Source organism: Flavobacterium limnophilum, assembly GCF_027111315.2.
GTDB lineage: Bacteria > Bacteroidota > Bacteroidia > Flavobacteriales > Flavobacteriaceae > Flavobacterium > Flavobacterium limnophilum.
The window spans coordinates 1,698,207-1,719,465 of record NZ_CP114289.2 but is presented as its reverse complement, the minus strand read 5'-3'; the positions used below and the strand labels follow the sequence as shown (position 1 = coordinate 1,719,465).

11 protein-coding genes are annotated in these 21,259 nt (G+C 38.9%); all 11 read left to right on the top strand.

What is annotated here, in order from left to right; translation table 11 throughout:
- Positions 1-11: 11 nt before the first annotated feature.
- The 11 genes from OZP13_RS07085 to OZP13_RS07035 all read left to right on the top strand — a co-directional run bounded on the left by OZP13_RS07085 (position 12) and on the right by OZP13_RS07035 (position 21,165).
- On the top strand, positions 12-884 hold the full coding sequence (locus tag OZP13_RS07085; protein WP_281299153.1) for a hypothetical protein: 873 nt from the start codon (positions 12-14) through the stop codon (positions 882-884).
- 783 nt (positions 885-1,667) lie between these two features.
- Positions 1,668-4,067 carry a glycoside hydrolase family 31 protein gene (locus tag OZP13_RS07080; RefSeq protein WP_281299152.1) on the top strand — a complete coding sequence of 800 codons (2,400 nt, stop codon included), beginning with the start codon at positions 1,668-1,670 and terminating at the stop codon, positions 4,065-4,067.
- A 77-nt stretch (positions 4,068-4,144) separates the two neighbouring features.
- Positions 4,145-6,151, top strand: a complete 2,007-nt coding sequence (locus tag OZP13_RS07075; RefSeq protein WP_281299151.1) for a glycoside hydrolase family 97 protein — start codon at positions 4,145-4,147, stop codon at positions 6,149-6,151.
- A gap of 45 nt (positions 6,152-6,196) precedes the next feature.
- Positions 6,197-8,362: a glycoside hydrolase family 3 C-terminal domain-containing protein gene (locus OZP13_RS07070; RefSeq protein ID WP_281299150.1), complete on the top strand. Its 2,166-nt coding sequence runs from the start codon at positions 6,197-6,199 to the stop codon at positions 8,360-8,362.
- A 5-nt stretch (positions 8,363-8,367) separates the two neighbouring features.
- A complete protein-coding gene (locus tag OZP13_RS07065; protein WP_281299149.1) occupies positions 8,368-9,960 on the top strand; it encodes a GH39 family glycosyl hydrolase in 1,593 nt (530 codons plus the stop codon).
- A gap of 31 nt (positions 9,961-9,991) precedes the next feature.
- A complete protein-coding gene (locus OZP13_RS07060) occupies positions 9,992-12,229 on the top strand; it encodes a glycoside hydrolase family 3 C-terminal domain-containing protein (RefSeq protein ID WP_281299148.1) in 2,238 nt (745 codons plus the stop codon).
- Positions 12,230-12,237: 8 nt separating this feature from the next.
- Complete coding sequence (locus tag OZP13_RS07055) at positions 12,238-13,743, top strand: cellulase family glycosylhydrolase (protein ID WP_281299147.1); 1,506 nt, start codon at positions 12,238-12,240, stop codon at positions 13,741-13,743.
- A 67-nt stretch (positions 13,744-13,810) separates the two neighbouring features.
- Positions 13,811-15,886: a beta-galactosidase gene (locus OZP13_RS07050; protein WP_269243153.1), complete on the top strand. Its 2,076-nt coding sequence runs from the start codon at positions 13,811-13,813 to the stop codon at positions 15,884-15,886.
- A 170-nt stretch (positions 15,887-16,056) separates the two neighbouring features.
- Positions 16,057-18,006, top strand: coding sequence for a sialate O-acetylesterase (locus OZP13_RS07045; RefSeq protein WP_281299146.1), 1,950 nt, complete (start codon positions 16,057-16,059; stop codon positions 18,004-18,006).
- 60 nt (positions 18,007-18,066) lie between these two features.
- Complete coding sequence (locus OZP13_RS07040; protein WP_281299145.1) at positions 18,067-18,675, top strand: transposase; 609 nt, start codon at positions 18,067-18,069, stop codon at positions 18,673-18,675.
- A gap of 72 nt (positions 18,676-18,747) precedes the next feature.
- Complete coding sequence (locus tag OZP13_RS07035) at positions 18,748-21,165, top strand: glycoside hydrolase family 95 protein (RefSeq protein WP_281299144.1); 2,418 nt, start codon at positions 18,748-18,750, stop codon at positions 21,163-21,165.
- The last annotated feature ends 94 nt before the right edge of the window (positions 21,166-21,259 follow it).

Here is a 21,259-nt window from a genome sequence, read left to right as displayed (position 1 = left end):
AACTAATGATTATGAAAAATATATTTTTAAAATTAATAATTATACTTGCACTTGGTTCCTTGTTTTCATGCGAACCAGTTGAAGACCGTTATAGCCTTCCTTCGATGACGCTTACGTCTTCAGATCTTAAATATTCGGCAGTTGTAACAGGTAATAAATTGGTGCTAAAAAATATGACTCCGGAGGTTATCCCGTATTGGAGCTATTCTGATTCGAAAGGCAATGAGTTAGGACATTCCAACCTGAATGAAACCACTATTTCAATGCCTTTTGCAGGAACATATACCGTTAATTTCACGGCATTTGCAAGAGGAGGTTCAGTATCATCCAGCGTGGTTGTCAAGGTTTTGCAAAACGACAACAGTTTGTTTAGCGATCCTAGATGGGCCATGCTTACCAATGGCGTGGCAGGAAAAACTTGGAAACTCAACATGGTTGCGCCAATCGAGTTCGTGGGAACCAATGTGCATAGCTCGGCAATGGACGCTATTTATGGCGCAGTACCGGGTTCGGGTGATTGGAACTGGTATCCCAATTTTTCAGACATTTCATGGGCTGGTTTTGAAAATAAAGAATGGGGAGAAATCACTTTCGATTTGAATGGCGGTTACAATGTGACCATAAAACAAACTTCCACAACTACTGGAAGCACGGCGCAAACTACCAAAACAGGGACTTACAGTTATAGCCAAACGCCTAAATTTACTGATGATCGAATTATTTTCAACGGTAATTTGGAAATGTTGCACATGAACGGAGATTACAGTACTTCTTTCACCTTTTCGAATGTGAGATTATACGAACTTACCGCCACTACCTTGAGCTATGCAGCTGTTAGGGCTGATGGTCAAGTGCTTATTTATCATTTAATACCAAAGTCTTAAAAAAAACACAGAAAAGTATTGGGAAAAGTTTGCTTAAACAGTATCTAATCCCAATGCTTTATTTTAAATTTATATATAAAAAAGCATCCTTTTTTGAGTGACATCATTCAAAAAAGTTTAAAATAATTTATGCTGCCGATATGCCGATTGCGCTTATCGGCAGTTATAAATTCCAAATTGATTTCATTAAAATGTATAAACAAATCAATATTTTCAAAAACACCCGGGACATTATTTTGGTAAACGGTTCATTGGTTAGAATAGCATTACAATTATTTTGACTCTTTTTCCAAAAATTGCAAATCTTTATTTTTTTCGAGCATTACTATTTTTAGTAGAATTTGTAACAATCAATATCTCCAAAAGGCAAGAGTTTCTTGTTGATTATTAAATGGATTTAAACTAATTGTTTAGGTTGATATACTATAGTATTTTGTTAAAATAGTACTATAAGTTCAATAATATTAAGATTAATTTTCAAATTAATATTTTATGGCTAAAATAATTGTTGTTAAATTTTTTTTACCAGCTTTTTTAAAATAAGGGAACAGCCTATTAGAACTTCCGTTACAATTATTAATAATGACCGAATCCTGTTCGTATTATTGTTAATGTTACAAAAATTGAAGTTTTTTTATTCTATTTAATGCTGTAAAGCAAGATTTTAAATCTATTTGACCTAATGTTTTTTAATGACATGGCATATTGGTTAATGTGGTTTTGATTTTCATATTAATAAAATTTAAAATATTTAATGAACTCTATAACACAAATTGCACCACAATGAAAAAATCACAAATAGGAATACTATTTTCAGCTGTTTTTTTTGGTCTTTTAATCACGCCAAAAGCCACAGCCCAAATACAAAATGCCGATGTTCTCAATGCACCCATCGACATTAGCAAAGATTTCGAGAATTACCTGAACACTTTTTATTTTGCCGACGAATTGGCGGGTTTCGATCCACAATCCGGAAAAGGAACGGTAAAATATTTGAGACATACCTACCAAACCCGCCAGGCTTTCAACAATATTGAAATGAAACCCAGCCCAGTTGTGGCTAACGAATTTCCCACCACGGAATATGAAGCTTCGCCGGTATTGCCTTTCCAAATACAGTTCGTTTCGGACAGAACCTTGAGAATCAAAATGACTTCGGGACCACAATTTCATCCTGAAAAAGAATCCTTGATGTTGGTGGATGGAGTAGCGCCCAACCATCCCGAATTATGGAAATATGCCAAAATCGAAGGCGGACATAAATTTACCAGCAAACACGGTTCGGTAGAGATCCAGACCAAACCTTGGCACGTAAAAATATATGATGAAAAAGGAAAATTGCTGACTGGAACACTTCATAATTCTGATTTTGCAAATACCTACACGCCAACACTTCCATTTTCGTATGTGCGCAGAAACAGCGATTATTCCCGAAGTATGGGAGCGGCTTTCAGCTTGGAACCCGACGAGAAAATATTTGGTTGCGGCGAATCCTTTACGCAGTTCAACAAACGCGGTCAAAAAGTAGTTTTGTGGACGGATGATGCTAACGGAATACAGAATGAAACGATGTATAAACCGGTTCCGTTTTACATGAGCAGCCGTGGTTACGGGGTTTTTATGCACCATTCGACACCGATTACTGTTGATTTTGGAAAATATTATGGCAGTGCCAACGAAATGTATATTGGCGACGACGAAGCCGATTTGTTTTTCTTCATTGGTGAACCCAAAGATATTTTGGACGAATACACGAACCTTACAGGAAAAGCCGCCATGCCGCCACTTTGGTCCTTCGGATTTTGGATGAGCCGAATTACTTATTTTTCTGAAAAAGAAGGTCGTGAAGTTGCCAAGAATCTACGGGCTTACAAAATCCCGACCGACGTGATTCATTATGACACGGGCTGGTTTGACGTGGATTGGCGCAACAATTACGAATTTGCAAAAAAACGTTTCGAAGATCCAGTTAAAATGATGTCGGATTTGAAAGACGATGGTTTCCACGTTTGTTTATGGCAACTACCTTATTTTTCGCCAAAAAACACTTTGTTCAACGAAATTGTGGACAAAAACTTGACCGTGAAAGACCGTAAAGGAAACCTTCCTTACGAAGATGCCGTTTTGGATTTTACGAACCCGGCCACCGTGACTTGGTACCAAGCCAAATTGAAAAGTTTATTCGATCAAGGAGTGAGCGTTTTCAAAGTGGATTTTGGAGAAGCCGCACCAGCGGACGGCATTTATTCCAATGGACGAACTGGTTTCTATGAGCATAATTTATACCCATTGCGTTACAACAAAGCCGTTGCCGAAATCACCCAAAAAGAAAAAGGATACACCTTAATCTGGGCAAGAAGCACCTGGGCAGGAAGCCAACGTTATCCTTTGCATTGGGGTGGCGATGCCGAAACAACAAACGGCGCCATGTCGGCCGAATTAAGAGGGGGACTTTCCTTGGGATTGTGTGGTTTCAGTTTCTGGAGTCATGACGTGGGTGGATTTGTGACCAAATCTCCCGAAAACTTGTATCGTCGTTGGGCTCCTTTCGGGATGTTCACATCCCACGTAAGAAGCCATGGCGAGCCTCCACGCGAACCTTGGTTGTACAGCAAAGACCTTTTGGAAACTTTCAGAAATGCCGATAATATGCGTTACGAATTAATGCCTTACATCTACGCCCAAGCCAAAGAAAGTTCCCAAAAAGGATTACCGATGATGCGCGCCTTGTTCATAGAATATTCTAATGATCCGGGTTCTTGGTTGGTGGACAATGAATATCTTTTTGGTTCCAGTATGTTGGTAGCGCCTTTATTTGAAGAGGTTACCGGCAGGGATGTTTATCTTCCGGAAGGTACTTGGATTGATTACCAAACCAAAAAAGTATATCAAGGCGGTTGGCATAAAATTGAGGCCGGCGAAGTGCCGATTATCGTATTGGTTCGAAACGGTTCGGCAATTCCACACATCAAATTGGCACAATCCACCAAAGACATGGATTGGAGCAAATTGACCCTCAAAGTATATGCCGCTGAAGGAACAAATACGGCAACAGCAAAAGTTTTCCTTCCAGAAGGCGATGGAGTAAAAACCATCTCTCTTTCCAAAAAAGGAACTGGTTTCGAAGCAAATGAGAATCCAATAAGCAACAAGACCACATTCAAAATTGAATGGATAAAATAATTGTTTTGGTTAGTTGTGAAATCGGGGTAATGAGTTAGTCTATGCCCCGATTTTTTATAAAAAAAATAAATAGTACAATGATAAAAAAACTGATACTTCCCGCTTTATTACTTTCCCTGAGTATGGTCAATGCCCAAGGCAAAAAATCAAAATCCTACGAATTGGCTTCACCCGAAGGTAAAAACAAAATTCAATTCGAATTGGTAAATAGCTCACCAAAATACACCGTTTCTCACGGAAAAACAGTGGTAATTACACCATCGGATATGGGGTTTTTGTTGAAAAACAATGACGATTTCAGCTCCAATTTTGAAATAGTTAAAGTAGAAAACTCCACTTTCGACGAAACTTGGGAACAGGTTTGGGGCGAAAAGAAGAAAATCCGAAACCACTACAACCAAATGGTGGTGAAACTGCAACAAAAAAACAAGGAGAAACGTCAACTCGAAATCCAGTTTCGCGCTTTCGATGACGGAATTGCCTTTCGATATGTGTATCCAAGACAAGGTACGAAAGACAGTATTTTCATTATGGACGAAAAAACGACTTTCAACCTGAAAGAAGAAGGAAAAGCGTGGTGGATTCCTGCTTACCGAGAAAATCGTTATGAATATTTGTATCAAAATTCGACCATTAATGCCATTGACACGGTACATACGCCATTGACTATCGAAAGCAAGAGCGGTTTAAAATTGAGTTTTCACGAAGCCAACCTAATCGATTATGCCAGCACGACATTGGTAAACAATACCGGGACACAATTGAAAACTGACTTGGTGCCTTGGGCAGATGGAGTGAAAGTACGCGTGAAAGACAGTTTTACTTCCTCTTGGAGAACCATTCAAATAGGTGAAAAATCAGGAGATTTAGTCGATTCGTATTTGATTTTAAATCTAAACGAACCCAACAAATTGGGCAAAATTGATTATTTCAAACCTTATAAATATTTGGGAATTTGGTGGGGAATGCACATCGGAAAATATACTTTTTGGGAAAGTGACAAACAAGGAGCCACTACCAAAAATGCTTTTGAATACCTCGATTTTACTGCCAAAGAAGGATTTCATCACATGCTTATTGAAGGCTGGAACAAAGGTTGGACTCCAGCTTGGTACGAGAACCACATGCACATGTTCAGTTTTACAAAATGTGCCGATAATTTTGACATCGACAAAGTTGTGGAATATGGAAAACAAAAAGGAGTGGAGCTTATCGGGTACCATGAAACGGGTTCGAACTTGATTAATTATCTTAAAGAAATAGACGAAGGATTTGCAATGTATAAACGTTTGGGTATTCACACCGTGAAAATAGGACACGTGGGTTCTAAATTGAACATGAAAGAATGGCATCACGGACAATTTGGAGTGAATTATTTCCGATACGTCCTGAAAAAAGCTGCCGAATATGATTTGGCCGTTTTCTATCACGAACCAATAAAAGACACGGGAGAACGCAGAACGTATCCCAATATGTTGGCTCGGGAAGCTGCCAGAGGACAAGAATACAATGCTTGGAGTGAAGGAAATCCGCCCAATCACGTGACTATTTTGCCTTTCACCAGATTGTTGTCAGGGCCAATGGATTATACTCCGGGAGTCTTGGATGTTGAAATCAAACAAGGTTATCCAGGAAAAAGAATTCACGGAACCACGGCACAACAATTGGCTTTATACGTAGTTTTTTATTCACCAATACAAATGTTAGCCGATCTTCCTGAAAATTACGCAGGAAATCCTTCTTTCCAATTCTTGAAAGACGTTCCAACGGATTGGCAAGATACCAAAGTATTGAACGCTGAAATTGGGGAATACATTACCACGGTTCGTAAAGATGAAAACAGTGCCGATTGGTATTTGGGAAGCATTACGAACGAGAAAGCTAGAGATTTGGAAATTTCATTATCATTTTTGGATGCCAACGCCACTTATGAAGCCCAAATTTATGCCGATGCCGAAGGAACAGACGAAACCCACAATCCATCAGCAGTTGCCATTTCCAAGAAAACGGTTAAAGCTTCGGATGTGTTGAAATTGCATTTGGGTGGAGCAGGAGGAACAGCCATTCGATTCAAGAAATTATAATTTCAAGACAACCCAACTGGTTTAATTAATTCCGATTTCTTAAAAATGAAAAACCTCCTTTTTTCCATTGTTTTTCTTTTGTGCATAAACGTGGTTTTGGCGCAAAAACAACAGCAATATCCTTTTCAAAATCCAAATTTGGAGACAGAAAAGCGTATTGACAATCTGTTGTCATTGATGACTTTGGAGGAAAAAGTTGCGGTTTTAAGTACCAATCCCTCCGTTCCAAGATTGGGAGTTGTGGGTACAGGTCATATCGAAGGATTACACGGATTGGCTTTAGGAGGACCAGGCGAATGGGGAGGAAAAGGCAAAGTACCGATTCCCACCACCACTTTTCCTCAGGCTTATGGTTTGGGCGAAACTTGGGATGTCGATTTGATCCAAAAAGTGGCGCAGGTTGAAGGCTATGAAGCACGTTATGCTTTCCAGAAATACCATCGGGGCGGTTTGGTGATTCGGGCTCCAAATGCCGATATCGCCAGAGACCCACGTTGGGGACGCACCGAAGAAAGCTATGGCGAAGATGCTTTTTTTAACGGAACGATGACTGTTGCTTTTGTAAAAGGGCTTCAGGGAAATCATCCCAAATATTGGCAATCGGCTTCGTTGATGAAACACTTTTTGGCCAACAGCAACGAAGATGGCAGAACTTACACATCATCCGATTTTGATGAAAGGCTTTGGAGAGAATATTATTCCGTTCCTTTCCGAATGGGGATTATTGAAGGCGGTTCGCGAGCCTATATGGCTTCTTACAATAAAGTAAACGGAATCCCGGCTACTGTGCATCCGATGTTGAAAGACATCACTCAAAAAGAATGGGGACAAAATGGAATCATCTGTACCGATGGCGGTGCTTTCAAGTTGCTGCTTTCGGATCATAAATATTATGCCGATTCCTATTTGGGAGCGGCAGCCGTAGTAAAATCGGGAATCAATCAATTTTTGGACGATTATAAAGAAGGAGTTGACGGTGCCATTGCAAAAGGATATTTAACTGAAAAAGACATAGACGAAGTCATCAGGGGAAATTTTCGGGTAATGATCAAACTGGGAATGTTAGATGCTCCAGACGAAAATCCGTATGCTAAAATTGGTATCGGAAAAGACACGATTGATCCTTGGAAATCGGATGCCCACAAAAAACTGGCATTGGAAGCGACCTTGAAATCCATTGTTTTATTGAAAAATGATCCGGTTAAACAATTATTGCCTTTGCAAAAAGAAAGACTAAAAACTATTGCCGTAATCGGTCTTCGTGCCGACCAAGTGCTTTTGGATTGGTACAGCGGAACTCCTCCCTATATGATAACACCTTTGCAGGGAATTAAAAATAAATTGGGTTCGAATGTTGAAATTTTATACGCCAAAAACAATGCCGATGGGAAAGCAGCCACAATTGCCAAAAAAGCAGATGTTGTTATTGTAATTGTCGGGAATCATCCGGTTTGCAATGCGGGTTGGAATGATTGTCCCTTGCCGAGCGAAGGAAAAGAAGCTGTTGATAGACAATCTTTGACATTGGAACAGGAAGATTTAATCAAAATTGCGTATCAAGCCAATCCCAAAACTGTCGTGGCGCTCATCAGCAGTTTTCCGTATGCCATCAATTGGACACAAGAACACATTCCTGCAATTGTACATCTGACGCAAAACAGCCAAGAATTAGGAACCGCTTTGGCCGACGTATTATTTGGTGATTACAATCCAGCTGGAAGATTGACGCAAACTTGGGTAAAAGATATCACCGATTTGCCTGATTTATTGGATTACAACATTCGCAACGGAAGAACCTACATGTATTTTCAAGGAAAACCCTTGTATGCTTTCGGTCACGGATTGAGTTATACGAGTTTTGCGTATAATTCCATAAAGACAAACAGGGATACTTTAGAAAAGGATAAAGACCTAACAGTTTCGGTTTCGATAACCAATACTGGAAAAAGGGATGGTGAAGAAGTCGTTCAATTGTATGTAAAATCAATCGATTCGGCTATTCAGCAACCAATAAAAGCATTGAAATCTTTTCAAAGAATATTTTTGAAAGCAGGAGAAACCAAAACAGTAGCCCTGACTTTAAAAGCTGAAAATTTAGAATATTGGAATACAACCAAACAACAATTTGAACTCGAAAAAGGACAAATTGAAATACAAGTAGGCGGAGCTTCTGATGCAATACTATTGACCAAAAAAATAACCGTGAAATAATTAAAATGAAAAAACATTTAGTACTACCAATTATTCTATTATTACTGACCAATGTTGCATTGTTTGGACAAAATTTGAATACCAAGAAAACAGCTTCTGTGGATCGAATTATAAAAGTCGATTACAATAAATCGGCTGGACAAATGAACACGATGTACAAAGAGTGTATCGGAGCGGGACGAGCCAACGAAGGATTGCGCGCCGATTGGCAACAACAATTGGCTTTGATAAAAAAAGAATGCGATTTCAAATACATTAGGATGCACGGTTTATTGACCGACGATATGGCGGTTTATCGTGAAGACAACAAAGGGAATCCAGAATACAATTACCAATATGTCGATGTTTTATTTGATTATATTTTGAGTATCAATATGAAACCTTTTGTCGAATTAGGGTTTATGCCATCGGCTTTGGCGAGTGGAAAGCAAACCATTTTTTGGTGGAAAGGCAATGTGACACCACCTAAAGATTATAAAAAATGGGAAGATTTAATCCGCAACTTAGCACAACATTTTACCGAACGTTACGGAGCCGATGAGGTGAAGTCTTGGTATTTCGAAGTTTGGAATGAACCCAATTTAACTCCAGGTTTTTGGACGGGAACACAAGAAGAATATTTTAAATTATATGATTATAGCACTCGCGCCATAAAAAGTGTAAATCCAGACTATAAAGTAGGTGGGCCAGGTACTGCGGGAGCTGCTTGGGAAAGCGAGATGATTGATTTTTGTGAAAAAAACAAGGTGCCAATTGATTTTATCAGTACACATTCCTATGGTGTTGGACAAGGTTTTTTGGATGAATTTGGACAAAGCGGAACTGTATTAAGCAAAGATAATGAGGCAGTAAGTGGCGATGTGTTGCAATCAAGAAAAGAAATTGCAACATCAACAAAACCCAATCTCGAATTGCATTACACCGAATGGAGTTCCTCTTATACACCAGCCGATCCCATTCACGACAGTTACCATTCGGCGGCTTATATTCTTCAAAAATTGAAACAAGTGGGGAATGCTGCAAACTCAATGTCGTATTGGGTTTTTACCGATATTTTTGAAGAACCAGGGCCAAGATTTACGCCTTTTCACGGTGGTTTCGGGTTGTTGAATACGCAAGGAATCAAGAAACCGGCCTATTTTTCGTATTCCTTTTTGAACAAATTGGGAGAAACAGAACTTCAAAATACCGACACTTCTTCTTGGGCGGCTAAAAACACAAAAGGTGATGTGCAGGTTTTGTTTTGGGATTTTACCTATACTTTGCCAGATGCCACAAACAATCAACAATATTATGTAAAAGATTTACCATCCAAACCAAAAGGAACCGTAAAGATTGAAGTGGCAGGACTCCAAAAAGGCAGCTATACTTTAGAAATCTTCAAAGTGGGTTACAAAGTGAATGATGTTTTTACCGATTATTTGGGGATGAATAAACCGAACCAGTTGACCAAACAACAAGTAAACACGCTGAAAGAAAAAAATAATGGTGCGCCAATTGCCACGGAAACAGTGACAATTGATGCCAACGGAATTTATAAAAAGGATTTCAAGATTAATGAAAACGATGTGCTGTTGCTGAATTTTGTAAAGCAATAGTTTAAAAAAAACCAAGTCAAAATAACTACTTATGAAAAATAAAATAATCACTTTATCTCTATTCTCAATGTTACTGTTTACGGGAAATGTGGCAAATTCCCAAACTGCTAATACTATGAATCTATTAAATACGAAACCTGTAAAATCTTTAGACACAAGTTTCGATGCCGAAATTAACAAGCTCATTTCTCAAATGACGCTCGAAGAAAAAATAGGAATGCTGCACGGCAACAGCATGTTTTCTACTGGCGGAGTAAAACGCTTGGGTATTCCTGAATTGAAAATGGCCGATGGGCCTTTGGGAGTTCGTGAAGAAATTTCTCGTGACAACTGGTCTGCAGCTGGTTGGACAAATGATTTTGCCACATATTATCCAGCTTCTGGAGCTTTGGCTGCAACTTGGAATACCAAGATGGCCTACACTTTCGGGAACAGTGTTGGTCAGGAAATGCGTGCCAGAGACAAGGACATGTTGCTTTCTCCGGCCATCAATATTGTCAGGACTCCATTGGGAGGAAGGACTTATGAATATTCGACAGAAGACCCTTTCTTGAACAAAAGAATGGCCGTGCCGTTGATTGTAGGTTTACAGGACAATGATGTTATGGCTTGCGTCAAACATTTCGCCGCCAATAACCAGGAAACCAATCGGGACATTTATGATGTTCAAATGGACGAACGTACCTTGAGAGAAATATATTTGCCGGCATTTGAAGCTGCTGTTAAAGAAGCCAAAGCCTATAGCATTATGGGCGCTTACAACAAGTTTAGAGGAGACTATTTATGTGAGAACGATTATATGCTGAACACCATTTTGCGTGACGAATGGGGTTTCAAAGGTGTTGTCGTTTCGGATTGGGCGGCGGTGCATTCGACCGTTAAAACCTTGAAAAACGGTTTGGATATCGAAATGGGAACTCCAAAACCGTTCAACGAATTTTTCTTGGCCGACAAGTTAATTGCGGCTGCAAAAGCAGGAGAAATCTCGGAAGTAGAAATTGACAAACACGTTAAAAGAATTTTAAATGTTTTGTTCCAAGTAAAAGCTATGGGAACCGAACAAAAAAACAGAGTAAAAGGAAGCATTGCCACCGAAGCGCATTACCAAGATGCCTACAAAATAGCATCGGAAGCTGTGGTTTTGTTGAAAAACGACAAAAATGTTTTGCCATTAAAATTGGATGGAATACAATCCATTGCCGTAATCGGGAACAATGCGACCAAGAAAAATGCCTTGGGCGGATTTGGCGCAGGAGTGAAAACCAAAAGAGAAATTACACCTTTGGAAGGTTTGCAAAACAGATTGCCGGCTTCCATCAAAATCAATTACGCCGAAGGGTATTTGGAGCGTTATGATTTAAAAAACAAGGGGAAATTGGGCGATATTACCTTGAACGGCCCTGTAACCATCGACCAATTGGATCCAGCCAAATTACAGGAAGCCATTGATGCTGCCAAAAATTCGGATATGGCCATCGTTTTTGCGGGTTCCAACCGTGATTACGAAACCGAAGCTTCCGACAGAAGAAATTTGAATCTCCCTTTTGCACAAGAAGAATTGATTAACAAAGTGAGAGCCGTAAATCCAAATACAATAGTTGTCATTATTGCCGGAGCTCCTTTTGATATTGTCGATTTGAGCCAGAAATCGCCAACCTTGGTTTGGAGTTGGTTCAATGGTTCCGAAGGAGGAAATGCTTTGGCAGACGTATTGCTTGGAAAAATAAATCCATCCGGTAAATTGCCTTGGACAATGCCCAAAAAGATTGAAGATTCACCAGCTCACGCCACCAACAGTTTTCCAGGGGACAAAACGGTAAATTATGCCGAAGGAATTTTGGTAGGCTACCGTTGGTTTGACACCAAAAAAATCGAGCCGCTTTATCCATTTGGCTACGGATTGTCGTACACCAGTTTCGCTTTCGAAAATGCTAAAACGGACAAGAAATCATACAATGCCAACGAAACAATTGCGGTTTCAGTTACCGTTAAAAACTCCGGAAAAGTGGATGGTCAAGAAGTGGTACAATTGTATTCTTCCAAATCCGATTCGAAAATTACCCGTGCCGCACAAGAGTTGAAAGGGTTCCAAAAAGTATTGGTTTCTGCCGGAAAATCCGAAATTATAACAATTCAAGTTCCGGTAAAAGAATTAGCCTATTACAATGTGGAAACTAAAAAATGGACGGTTGAACCAGGCAATTATACCATGAAATTAGGAAGTTCTTCCAGAGATATTAAAAAAGAAGTTGTCGTAACCATTAAATAAAACCAAGAATGAAAAAAATATTCGTTGCCATTTTATGTTTGGTATTTATGGTCATTTGGTCTTGCAGTTCCGATGGTGCAACTCCAGAAGGAAAACCAACATCAAAAACACTTACTGTTGATCCAAATTCAATCGAATTTCTAAGTACAGGAAATAGTGTCAGCGTAACCGTGACAAGCACTGCCGATACTTGGACAATCAGCAGTTCTGATACCAGTTGGATTCAGTTGAGCAAATCGTCGGGAAATTTGGGTTCGTCATTGGTAAGCATAACGTCATTGGCCAACACAGGTACTACGGTTCGTTCTGCCACTATAACCGTAAGTTCAAATCAAGCGCCTTCTGTGCAAATTACGGTAACACAGCCTCCCGCTGCCGTTGTTCCTCCGGTGACCGATTTATATCCAAGTTACAACACCAATCCGATTGCCGCCGATGCCACAGGAATGAGCAGTACTGCTGCCCAACTTTCTGCAAACATAAAGCTGGGTTGGAATATTGGCAATTCACTGGAAGCAATTGGTGGAGAAACCGCTTGGGGCAATCCAAAAGTTGCCAAAGCCTTGATTGATTTAGTTAAAGCCAATGGTTTCAACGCCATTCGAATTCCTTGTTCTTGGAATCAAAATATGGCCAATGCCACCACAGCGCAAATCAAAGCAGATTGGCTTGCCAGAGTGAAAGAAGTAGTGAAATATTGTACGGACAACAATATGTATGTCATTGTCAACATACATTGGGATGGCGGATGGCTTGAAGATAATTGCACCGAAGTCCAAAAAGCAGCCAACAACGCCAAACAGAAAGCTTTTTGGGAGCAAATTGCAACCAATTTAAGAGATTTTGATGAACATTTACTTTTTGCCAGTGCCAATGAACCCAACGTGGAAAACGCAACCCAAATGGCAGTTTTAAACTCGTATCACCAAACATTTATTGATGCGGTTCGCTCCACTGGAGGCAAGAATTCCTATCGTACATTGGTAGTTCAAGGCCCATCGACAGATATTGACAAAACCAACAAATTGATGCTGACTTTACCAACCGATAAAGTTGCCAATCGAATGATGGTTGAGATCCATTATTACACGCCTTGGAATTTTTGCGGAATGGAAAAAGACGAAACTTGGGGCAAAATGTTCTATTATTGGGGTGCCAATTATCACTCCACAACCGATACTGCACACAATGCGACTTTGGGAGAAGAAGCCGACTTGGACAAACTTTTCAAATCCATGAAAACCCAATTTGTCGACAAAGGAATTCCTGTTGTTTTGGGCGAATTTGGTGCTATTCGAAGAACTACCTTAACAGGTAATGATTTAACATTACACTTAAATTCAAGAGCATATTATTTGAAATATGTAGTCAAACAAGCTAAGGCAAATGGATTAATCCCTTTTTACTGGGATGAAGGAAGTATCGGAGATAAAGGCTTTGGAATCTTTAAAAGAAGTGACAATACAGTATTTGATACACAAGCTCTAACTGCCTTGCAGGATGGATTAAAATAATGGGTTTTATTGGTAATTTGACTGGATTGATTCTGGTCGAATTACCAATTTTTTAATAATCTAAAAAATGAAAAAATTATTTTCGATTGTATTTATTTTATTCTTTTTTAATAATCTTAAGGCGCAAGAGAATTCTCGTTTCTTTCCCAAAAAAGATTTAATGACTTTCGGGATTTATTATTATCCTGAGCATTGGGATAAAAAGGAATGGGAACGGGATATCAAAAACATTTCCGAAATAGGGTTTGAATTTATTCATATTGCAGAATTTGCCTGGATCAATTTTGAGCCTTCGGAAGGAGTTTACGATTTTCAATGGCTTGATGAGGTAATTAATTTAGCAGCAAAATACAAACTAAAAGTAATTTTAGGCACACCTACCGCCATTGCACCTGTTTGGATGGGAATAAAATATCCCGAGATTTATGTAATGAATTCGAACTATCAAAGAGCGGAACACGGAACCAGAGCCGTACAATCATTGTCCAACACGGTTTGGAAAGATTTTACGAGTAAAATTGTAACTCAAATGGCGCAACGCTACGGCAAGAATCCAAATGTCATAGGTTGGCAATTGGATAATGAACCCGAAGCTCGAGAGGATTACAGTCCTTCGTCTCAGGATGCGTTTCAGCTATGGTTAAAAAATAAGTACCAAACTATTGCAGCATTAAATCACGCATGGGGAACCGCCTTTTGGAGTCAAACCTATATCGATTTTTCTCAAGTTAAAATTTATAATGCGAATCTAGTGGGATGGTGGGGAACAAACCCACATGCCTTATTGGATTTTAAGCGTTATACAGCTGAAATACAGACGAATTTTTTAGATTTTCAAGCTGCTATTCTTCGGAAGTATATTGCCAATAATCAATATGTTACCACAAATTATACTGCAATAACTGCTGCCGATCCCAGAAAAACAAAAAATTTAGACTTTAATTCTTTTACTTCGTATCCCAATAAAGGCAATTCCAATCTTGGAGACAAAGGCTTTCGTTTAGGAGACCCTAAAGAACTTTCTTTTGCATTAAGTTATTACAAACAGCCCAATAATGTGGCGGGAATTATGGAATTGCAACCTGGTTATGTTAATTGGGGAAGTGTAAATCCATTGCTTTTGCCTGGTACTTTGCGGATGTGGTTGTTTCATTGTTTTGGAGGAGACTTGTCATTTGCTTGTTCTTATAGGTATCGTCAGATTAATTATAGTTCGGAACAATATCATGGAGGTATTATGAAATTGGATGGAGTAACACTTTCGCAAGGAGGGAAAGATTATAAACAAGCCATTTCTGAAATGAAAATTTTGCGAAAAGCCTATAATCCAAATGCCAAGATTCCAAAAGCACTACAGGTTCGCAAGACAGGTTTATTATATAATTGTGATAATATCTGGAGTATGAATCGTCAACCACAAACAAACCAGTGGAATGCTATTGGCTTTTTTCAGAAGTATCTTGAAATTGTAAAATCTTTTGGAGCACCAACAGATATTTTATCCGAAAACGATAATTTGAATGATTATAAAGTTGTCATTGCACCCGCTTATGAATTAGTTGATGCCATACTTGTTTCCAAATGGGAAAACTATGTAAAACAAGGAGGAAATTTGGTTTTAACTGTTCGAACAGGGGTAAAAGACAGAAACGGACATTTATTTAGCTCACTTTGGGGAGCAACTCTTTATCCATTAATAGATTCCAAAATTGATGATTTTGATCAATTGGTAAACACAAAAGGAACTATCAAGGCTTTTGATAAAGAGTATATTTGGGACAATTGGGGAGATTTGGTTACACCCAATAAAAAAGAAAATAGTTGGGCGAAATATTCTGATCAATTTTATGCAGGAAAATCGGCAGTGGTAATTAATAAAATCGGAAAAGGAACTGTAACTTATATTGGTGTAGATACTGACGATGCTAAATTAGAACGAGATGTTTTGAAAAAAGTGTACGAAGAAGCAGGAGCTACCACCGAAAATTATCCCGAAGGAGTTTATGTCCAATGGCGTGATGGTTTTTGGGTAGCCGTAAATTATTCCTCAACAGACTATCAATTAGAAATTCCTGCCAAAGCGGAGGTTCTTGTTGGCAACGCCACTTTAAAACCTGCAGGAGTCACGGTTTGGAAAAACTAATCTAGATTGAAATCAGTGGTTAAATTTAATATGATTGTCCGTATTGATTCTAAAAAATGTTTTATTGACACAGATTTCACAAATTGAACCCTTTGTAATGTTGAAAATTTGTAAAATCTGTGTCAGTTTTATGGACAAGTATAAAATATAAATTATAATAATTTTTGATGATGAAAAAATATCTTGCAATTCTGTTTTTAGCTTTTAGTTTTTGTTCTAATGGCAATGTCCGAATGCCGTTGTTGTTTTCCGATGGAATGGTTTTGCAACGCAACAAACCCATTCCGGTTTGGGGTTGGGCGGATGCCAATGAAAAAATCGAAGTCCGTTTCAACAAACAAATCAAAACCATCACGGCCGATTCCAAAGGGAAATGGATGCTAAAACTCGATGCCGAAAAAGCCGGTGGGCCTTTTGAATTGACCATTATTGGTAAAAACAAAATTGCCATCAAAGATGTTTTGGTGGGCGAAGTCTGGATTTGCAGCGGACAATCGAATATGGAATTTCAAATGTATAAATTACCCGATTTTGAAACCCAGAAAGAACAAGCCAATAACCCGATGATCCGTCATTTTGGGGTTGCCCAAGACTTGAGTGGTTCGCCAAAAGAGGATTTAAAAGCTGGAAAATGGGTAGTTTCCAATAAAGAAAATGTGGGTGATTTTACCGCCGTGGGTTACTTTTTTGCCAAAAAAATATACGCCGAATTAAAAATCCCCATCGGAATTATCAACACCTCTTGGGGCGGAACTTGTGTGGAGACTTGGACCAGCCGTGAAGCATTCGAAAATAGTTCCGAATTTAAAGATATGATAGCCGAAGTTCCCCAGTTGGATATGGATGCGGTTTTTGAAACATACAAAAAATCAGTTTTGGATAATCTCAAAAAAGTACAAGGTTTTGAGGTGACAATGACCAATGAAAACCAGTTTAAAAACCCGAATTTTGAGGATAAAAATTGGCCAGAAATAAAAGTGCCCTCTTTGTGGGAAAACCAACAAATAGGCAATATTGATGGGATAGTCTGGATGCGAAAAACCATTGTTTTGACCGCCGAGCAAGCTCAAAAAGAAGCCGTTTTACATTTGTCAAAAGTAGATGATGAAGATCATACTTATGTCAACGGAATTGAAGTGGGAACCAACAAAATTTGGGATACGAAAAGGGTCTATAAAATTCCAGCTGGCGTTTTGAAAGAAGGTATGAATGTCATCGCGGTTCGAATTGCTGATTATACCGGCGGTGGCGGAATATATGGCGATCCAGCCGATTTGAATATCGATTTCAATGATTCGAATGTATCCCTCGAAGGGCTTTGGAAATTTAATGTGGTACAGGTAAAAATAGCCATTTCTCCCAATAGTTATCCTTCATTATTGTACAATGCAATGGTCAATCCATTGATTCCCTACGCCTTTCAAGGTGTTTTGTGGTATCAAGGCGAAGCCAACGTAGGTAGAGCGGAACAATACAAAATTGCCTTTCCTTTGATGATAACAGATTGGAGAACAAAATGGAATCAAGGCGATTTCCCTTTTTATTTTGTGCAATTATCCACTTTTGACGAATATGGCGGCAATAGCAAAAAGGGCAGCAAATGGGCTGAACTTCGCGAAGCACAAAGCGAAACCCTAAAATTGCCCAAGACGGGAATGGTGGTAACGACAGATATTGGTAATGCAAAAGACATTCATCCAACGAACAAACAGGATGTTGGAAAACGATTGGCAGCCATTGCCTTGAACAATGTTTATAACAAAAAAATGGTTTATTCTGGACCTACTTTTTTATCTCAAGAAATCAAAGGAAATCAAATAATTCTTACTTTTGACAACCTTGGCAGCGGATTGTCAACCTCGGATTCAAATGGAATTTTAAAAGGATTTGAAATTGCTGGAGCAGACAAAGTTTTTTATTCCGCCAAAGCGATTATTCAAAACAATAAAGTAATGGTTTCCAGCGAAAATGTGCCAAATCCTGTCGCTGTTCATTATGGTTGGGCGGATGACGACACGGAAATCAATCTTTTCAACAAAGAAAATTTTCCCGCATCGCCTTTCAGAACCGACAATTGGGAAATGATTACCGCCAATGAAAAATATAAGGTAAATAGGTAGGGTAGAGACGGGTTTTAAACCCGTCTGTACAGAATCCGTCTGTATAAAATGAAATCGATCATGCAACAATTCCAAGGAAAATACCGCATAGAAACAGCTAGAGCCAAATGGTGGGATTATTCTAATGAGGGAGATTATTTTATTACAATTTGCACCAAAAATCGAGAGCATTTATTCGGATATGTAAAGGATGAAAAAATGATATTAAATGAATATGGCCAAATTGTATCCGATTGTTGGTTTGATTTGCCCAATCATTATAAAAATATTGTATTGGATGAATTTCAGATAATGCCCAATCATATTCATTGTATCGTGGGCGTTGATAATTCAAAAATAATTAATCCCGATTCCAATCCCGATAGCGTAGAGACGGGTTTGAAACCCGTCTGTACTACGAATGATATCACGAATGATACCACGAATGATATCACGAATGCAAATTCCGATGATAAAATTCACGGTGTATTTGAATTTATGCGAGCATTAAAATCATTTTCATCCCGAAAGATTAATGAAAAAAGAAATTCAAAAGGAGTGTCAAATTGGCAAGAACGATTTCACGATCACATAATTAGGAATGAAGCAGAATACAATAGAATTAAAAATTATATCATAAACAATCCCAAAAATTGGGATAAGGATTGTTTTTTCAGTGGCGACACGTAGAGACGGGTTTTAAACCCGTCTGTACTACCGATCCAATCTGTATGGAAAATAAATTTTGAATAAATCATAATTATGAGAAAATTATATATCGTTTTGATTATTTCCATTTTATATGGAAAAGTGGCAGCCCAATCAGACCATATTCTGTGGTACAATCAGCCAGCTGATTATTTTGAGGAAAGTCTGGTTTTAGGTAACGGAAAACAAGGAGCAACCGTTTTTGGAGGTGTCAATTCAGAGAAGATTTATTTGAATGACATCACGCTTTGGTCTGGCCAACCCGTAAATGCGAATATGAATCCCGAGGCTTACAAGAATTTGCCTGCCATTCGCGAAGCATTGAAAAATGAAAATTATAAACTCGCCGAAGAATTAAATAAAAAGATTCAAGGTAAAAACTCGGAATCTTTTGCGCCTTTGGGAACACTGAATATTGATAATCATCACACAGGAAAAGCGACCAATTATTATCGGGAACTGGACATTTCGAAAGCCATTTCGAAAATAAGTTATGAAATTGATGGAGTCAAATTTACCCGCGAATACTTTGTTTCTGCACCTGATAAAATTATGGTAATCAGGTTGACCAGTAGCAAGGAAGGAGCCTTGAATTTTGACATTAATTCCAGTAGTTTATTGAAATTTAAAACCGAAGTTAAAGAAAATGTACTTTCTATGAATGGTGTGGCACCCACTCACGAAAACCCAGGTTATAAGGGTAATGCAGCTTATCTTTCACAACAGCAAATAGCAGATATAAAGGAAAATGGTTCTGGTACACGATTCACATCGTCTATAAAAATTAAAAACATAGATGGAACAATCACAAGTTCTGGTTCAAGTTTAGGATTAAAAAATGGAACGGAAGCCTTGATTTATGTTTCTATTGCCACCAGTTTTAATGGTTTCGACAAAAATCCTGCTACCGAGGGTTTGAATAACAAAGCCATTGCCTTGGATAATTTAAACAAAGCTTTTTCAAAATCATTCGATAAATTGAAACTATCACATATTACAGATTATCAAAAATTCTATAACCGAGTGGAATTGAATTTAGGAAAAACAACAGCTCTTAATTTGCCAACTGATGAACGTTTGTTGCGCTATTCAGAAGGAAAAGAAGACAAGAATCTGGAGATTTTATATTTCCAATACGGTCGTTATTTGCTCATCAGCAGTTCTAGAACTTTGGGGGTTCCAGCCAATTTACAAGGACTATGGAATCCGTATCTCAATCCGCCTTGGAGCAGCAATTACACGATGAACATCAATTTGGAAGAGAATTATTGGTTGGCCGAAAACACCAATCTTTCGGAAATGCACGCACCTCTTTTGAGTTTCATCAAAAATCTTTCAGTGACGGGAAAAGTGACCGCCAAGACTTTTTACGGAGTGAATGAAGGCTGGGCAGCAGCACATAATTCAGATATTTGGGCGATGACCAATCCTGTTGGGCAATTCGGAAAAGAAGAACCGATGTGGGCGTGTTGGAATATGGCGGGAGCCTGGTTGAGCACCCATATTTGGGAACATTATGTGTTTACCCAAGACAAGAATTACCTCAAAAACGAGGGTTACGAAATTATGAAAGGCGCTTCACAGTTTTGTTTGAAATGGTTGGTGGAAGACAAAAACGGCAATTTAATCACTTCGCCGTCAACTTCTCCCGAAAATCAATATATAACTCCCGACGGTTTCATTGGCGCCACGATTTACGGTGGAACAGCAGATTTGGCAATGATTCGAGAATGTTTCGACAAAACCATCAAGGCTTCGAAAGTATTGAACGTGGATGCGGAATTTAGAACAAAATTGGAAACTGCACTTTCCAAATTGCATCCGTACCAAATTGGGAAAAAAGGAAATTTGCAAGAATGGTATTTCGATTGGAATGACAAAGACCCCAAACACCGCCATCAATCGCAGTTGTTTGGACTTTTTCCGGGTGACCATATCACGCCATTGAAAACACCTGAATTGGCCAATGCTTCTAGACAAACTTTGGAGATAAAAGGGGATGAAACCACGGGTTGGTCCAAAGGCTGGCGCATCAATCTTTGGGCTAGACTTTGGGACGGCAATCGTTCTTATAAAATGTTTCGTGAACTCCTTCGTTATGTTGATCCAGACGGAAAGAAAACGGAAAAACCAAGAAGAGGAGGAGGGACGTATCCCAACTTGTTCGATGCGCATCCGCCGTTTCAAATCGACGGAAATTTTGGAGGAGCAGCTGCCGTTGCCGAAATGTTGGTTCAGTCCAACGAAACCGAAATCAGGTTGCTTCCCGCTTTGCCCGATGCTTGGGAAAGCGGTTTCGTAAAAGGAATTTGTGCCCGAGGAGGATTTGAAATTGCAATGGAATGGAACACCAAAATTCTAAAAAAAGTGACCATTTTTTCTAAAAATGGAGGAAAAACAATCCTTATTAGCGGCGACAAAAACAAGACAATCACTTTGAAAAAAGGACAGAAAATGGAAATAAATTGGTAATGATTTGTTGATTGAATGAGACACAGATGACACGGACTTGCTTCGCTTCTTTGCTATCACTCGGGTAGCAGTTTATCGCTGATTTTTTTGAAAT

Coding starts and splice junctions, on each gene's coding strand:
- OZP13_RS07065 (WP_281299149.1), top strand. CDS start 8,368: ATGAAAAAACATTTAGTACTACCAATTATTCTATTATTACTGACCAAT.
- OZP13_RS07085 (WP_281299153.1), top strand. CDS start 12: ATGAAAAATATATTTTTAAAATTAATAATTATACTTGCACTTGGTTCC.
- OZP13_RS07070 (WP_281299150.1), top strand. CDS start 6,197: ATGAAAAACCTCCTTTTTTCCATTGTTTTTCTTTTGTGCATAAACGTG.
- OZP13_RS07040 (WP_281299145.1), top strand. CDS start 18,067: ATGCAACAATTCCAAGGAAAATACCGCATAGAAACAGCTAGAGCCAAA.
- OZP13_RS07080 (WP_281299152.1), top strand. CDS start 1,668: ATGAAAAAATCACAAATAGGAATACTATTTTCAGCTGTTTTTTTTGGT.
- OZP13_RS07045 (WP_281299146.1), top strand. CDS start 16,057: ATGAAAAAATATCTTGCAATTCTGTTTTTAGCTTTTAGTTTTTGTTCT.
- OZP13_RS07060 (WP_281299148.1), top strand. CDS start 9,992: ATGAAAAATAAAATAATCACTTTATCTCTATTCTCAATGTTACTGTTT.
- OZP13_RS07035 (WP_281299144.1), top strand. CDS start 18,748: ATGAGAAAATTATATATCGTTTTGATTATTTCCATTTTATATGGAAAA.
- OZP13_RS07075 (WP_281299151.1), top strand. CDS start 4,145: ATGATAAAAAAACTGATACTTCCCGCTTTATTACTTTCCCTGAGTATG.
- OZP13_RS07055 (WP_281299147.1), top strand. CDS start 12,238: ATGAAAAAAATATTCGTTGCCATTTTATGTTTGGTATTTATGGTCATT.
- OZP13_RS07050 (WP_269243153.1), top strand. CDS start 13,811: ATGAAAAAATTATTTTCGATTGTATTTATTTTATTCTTTTTTAATAAT.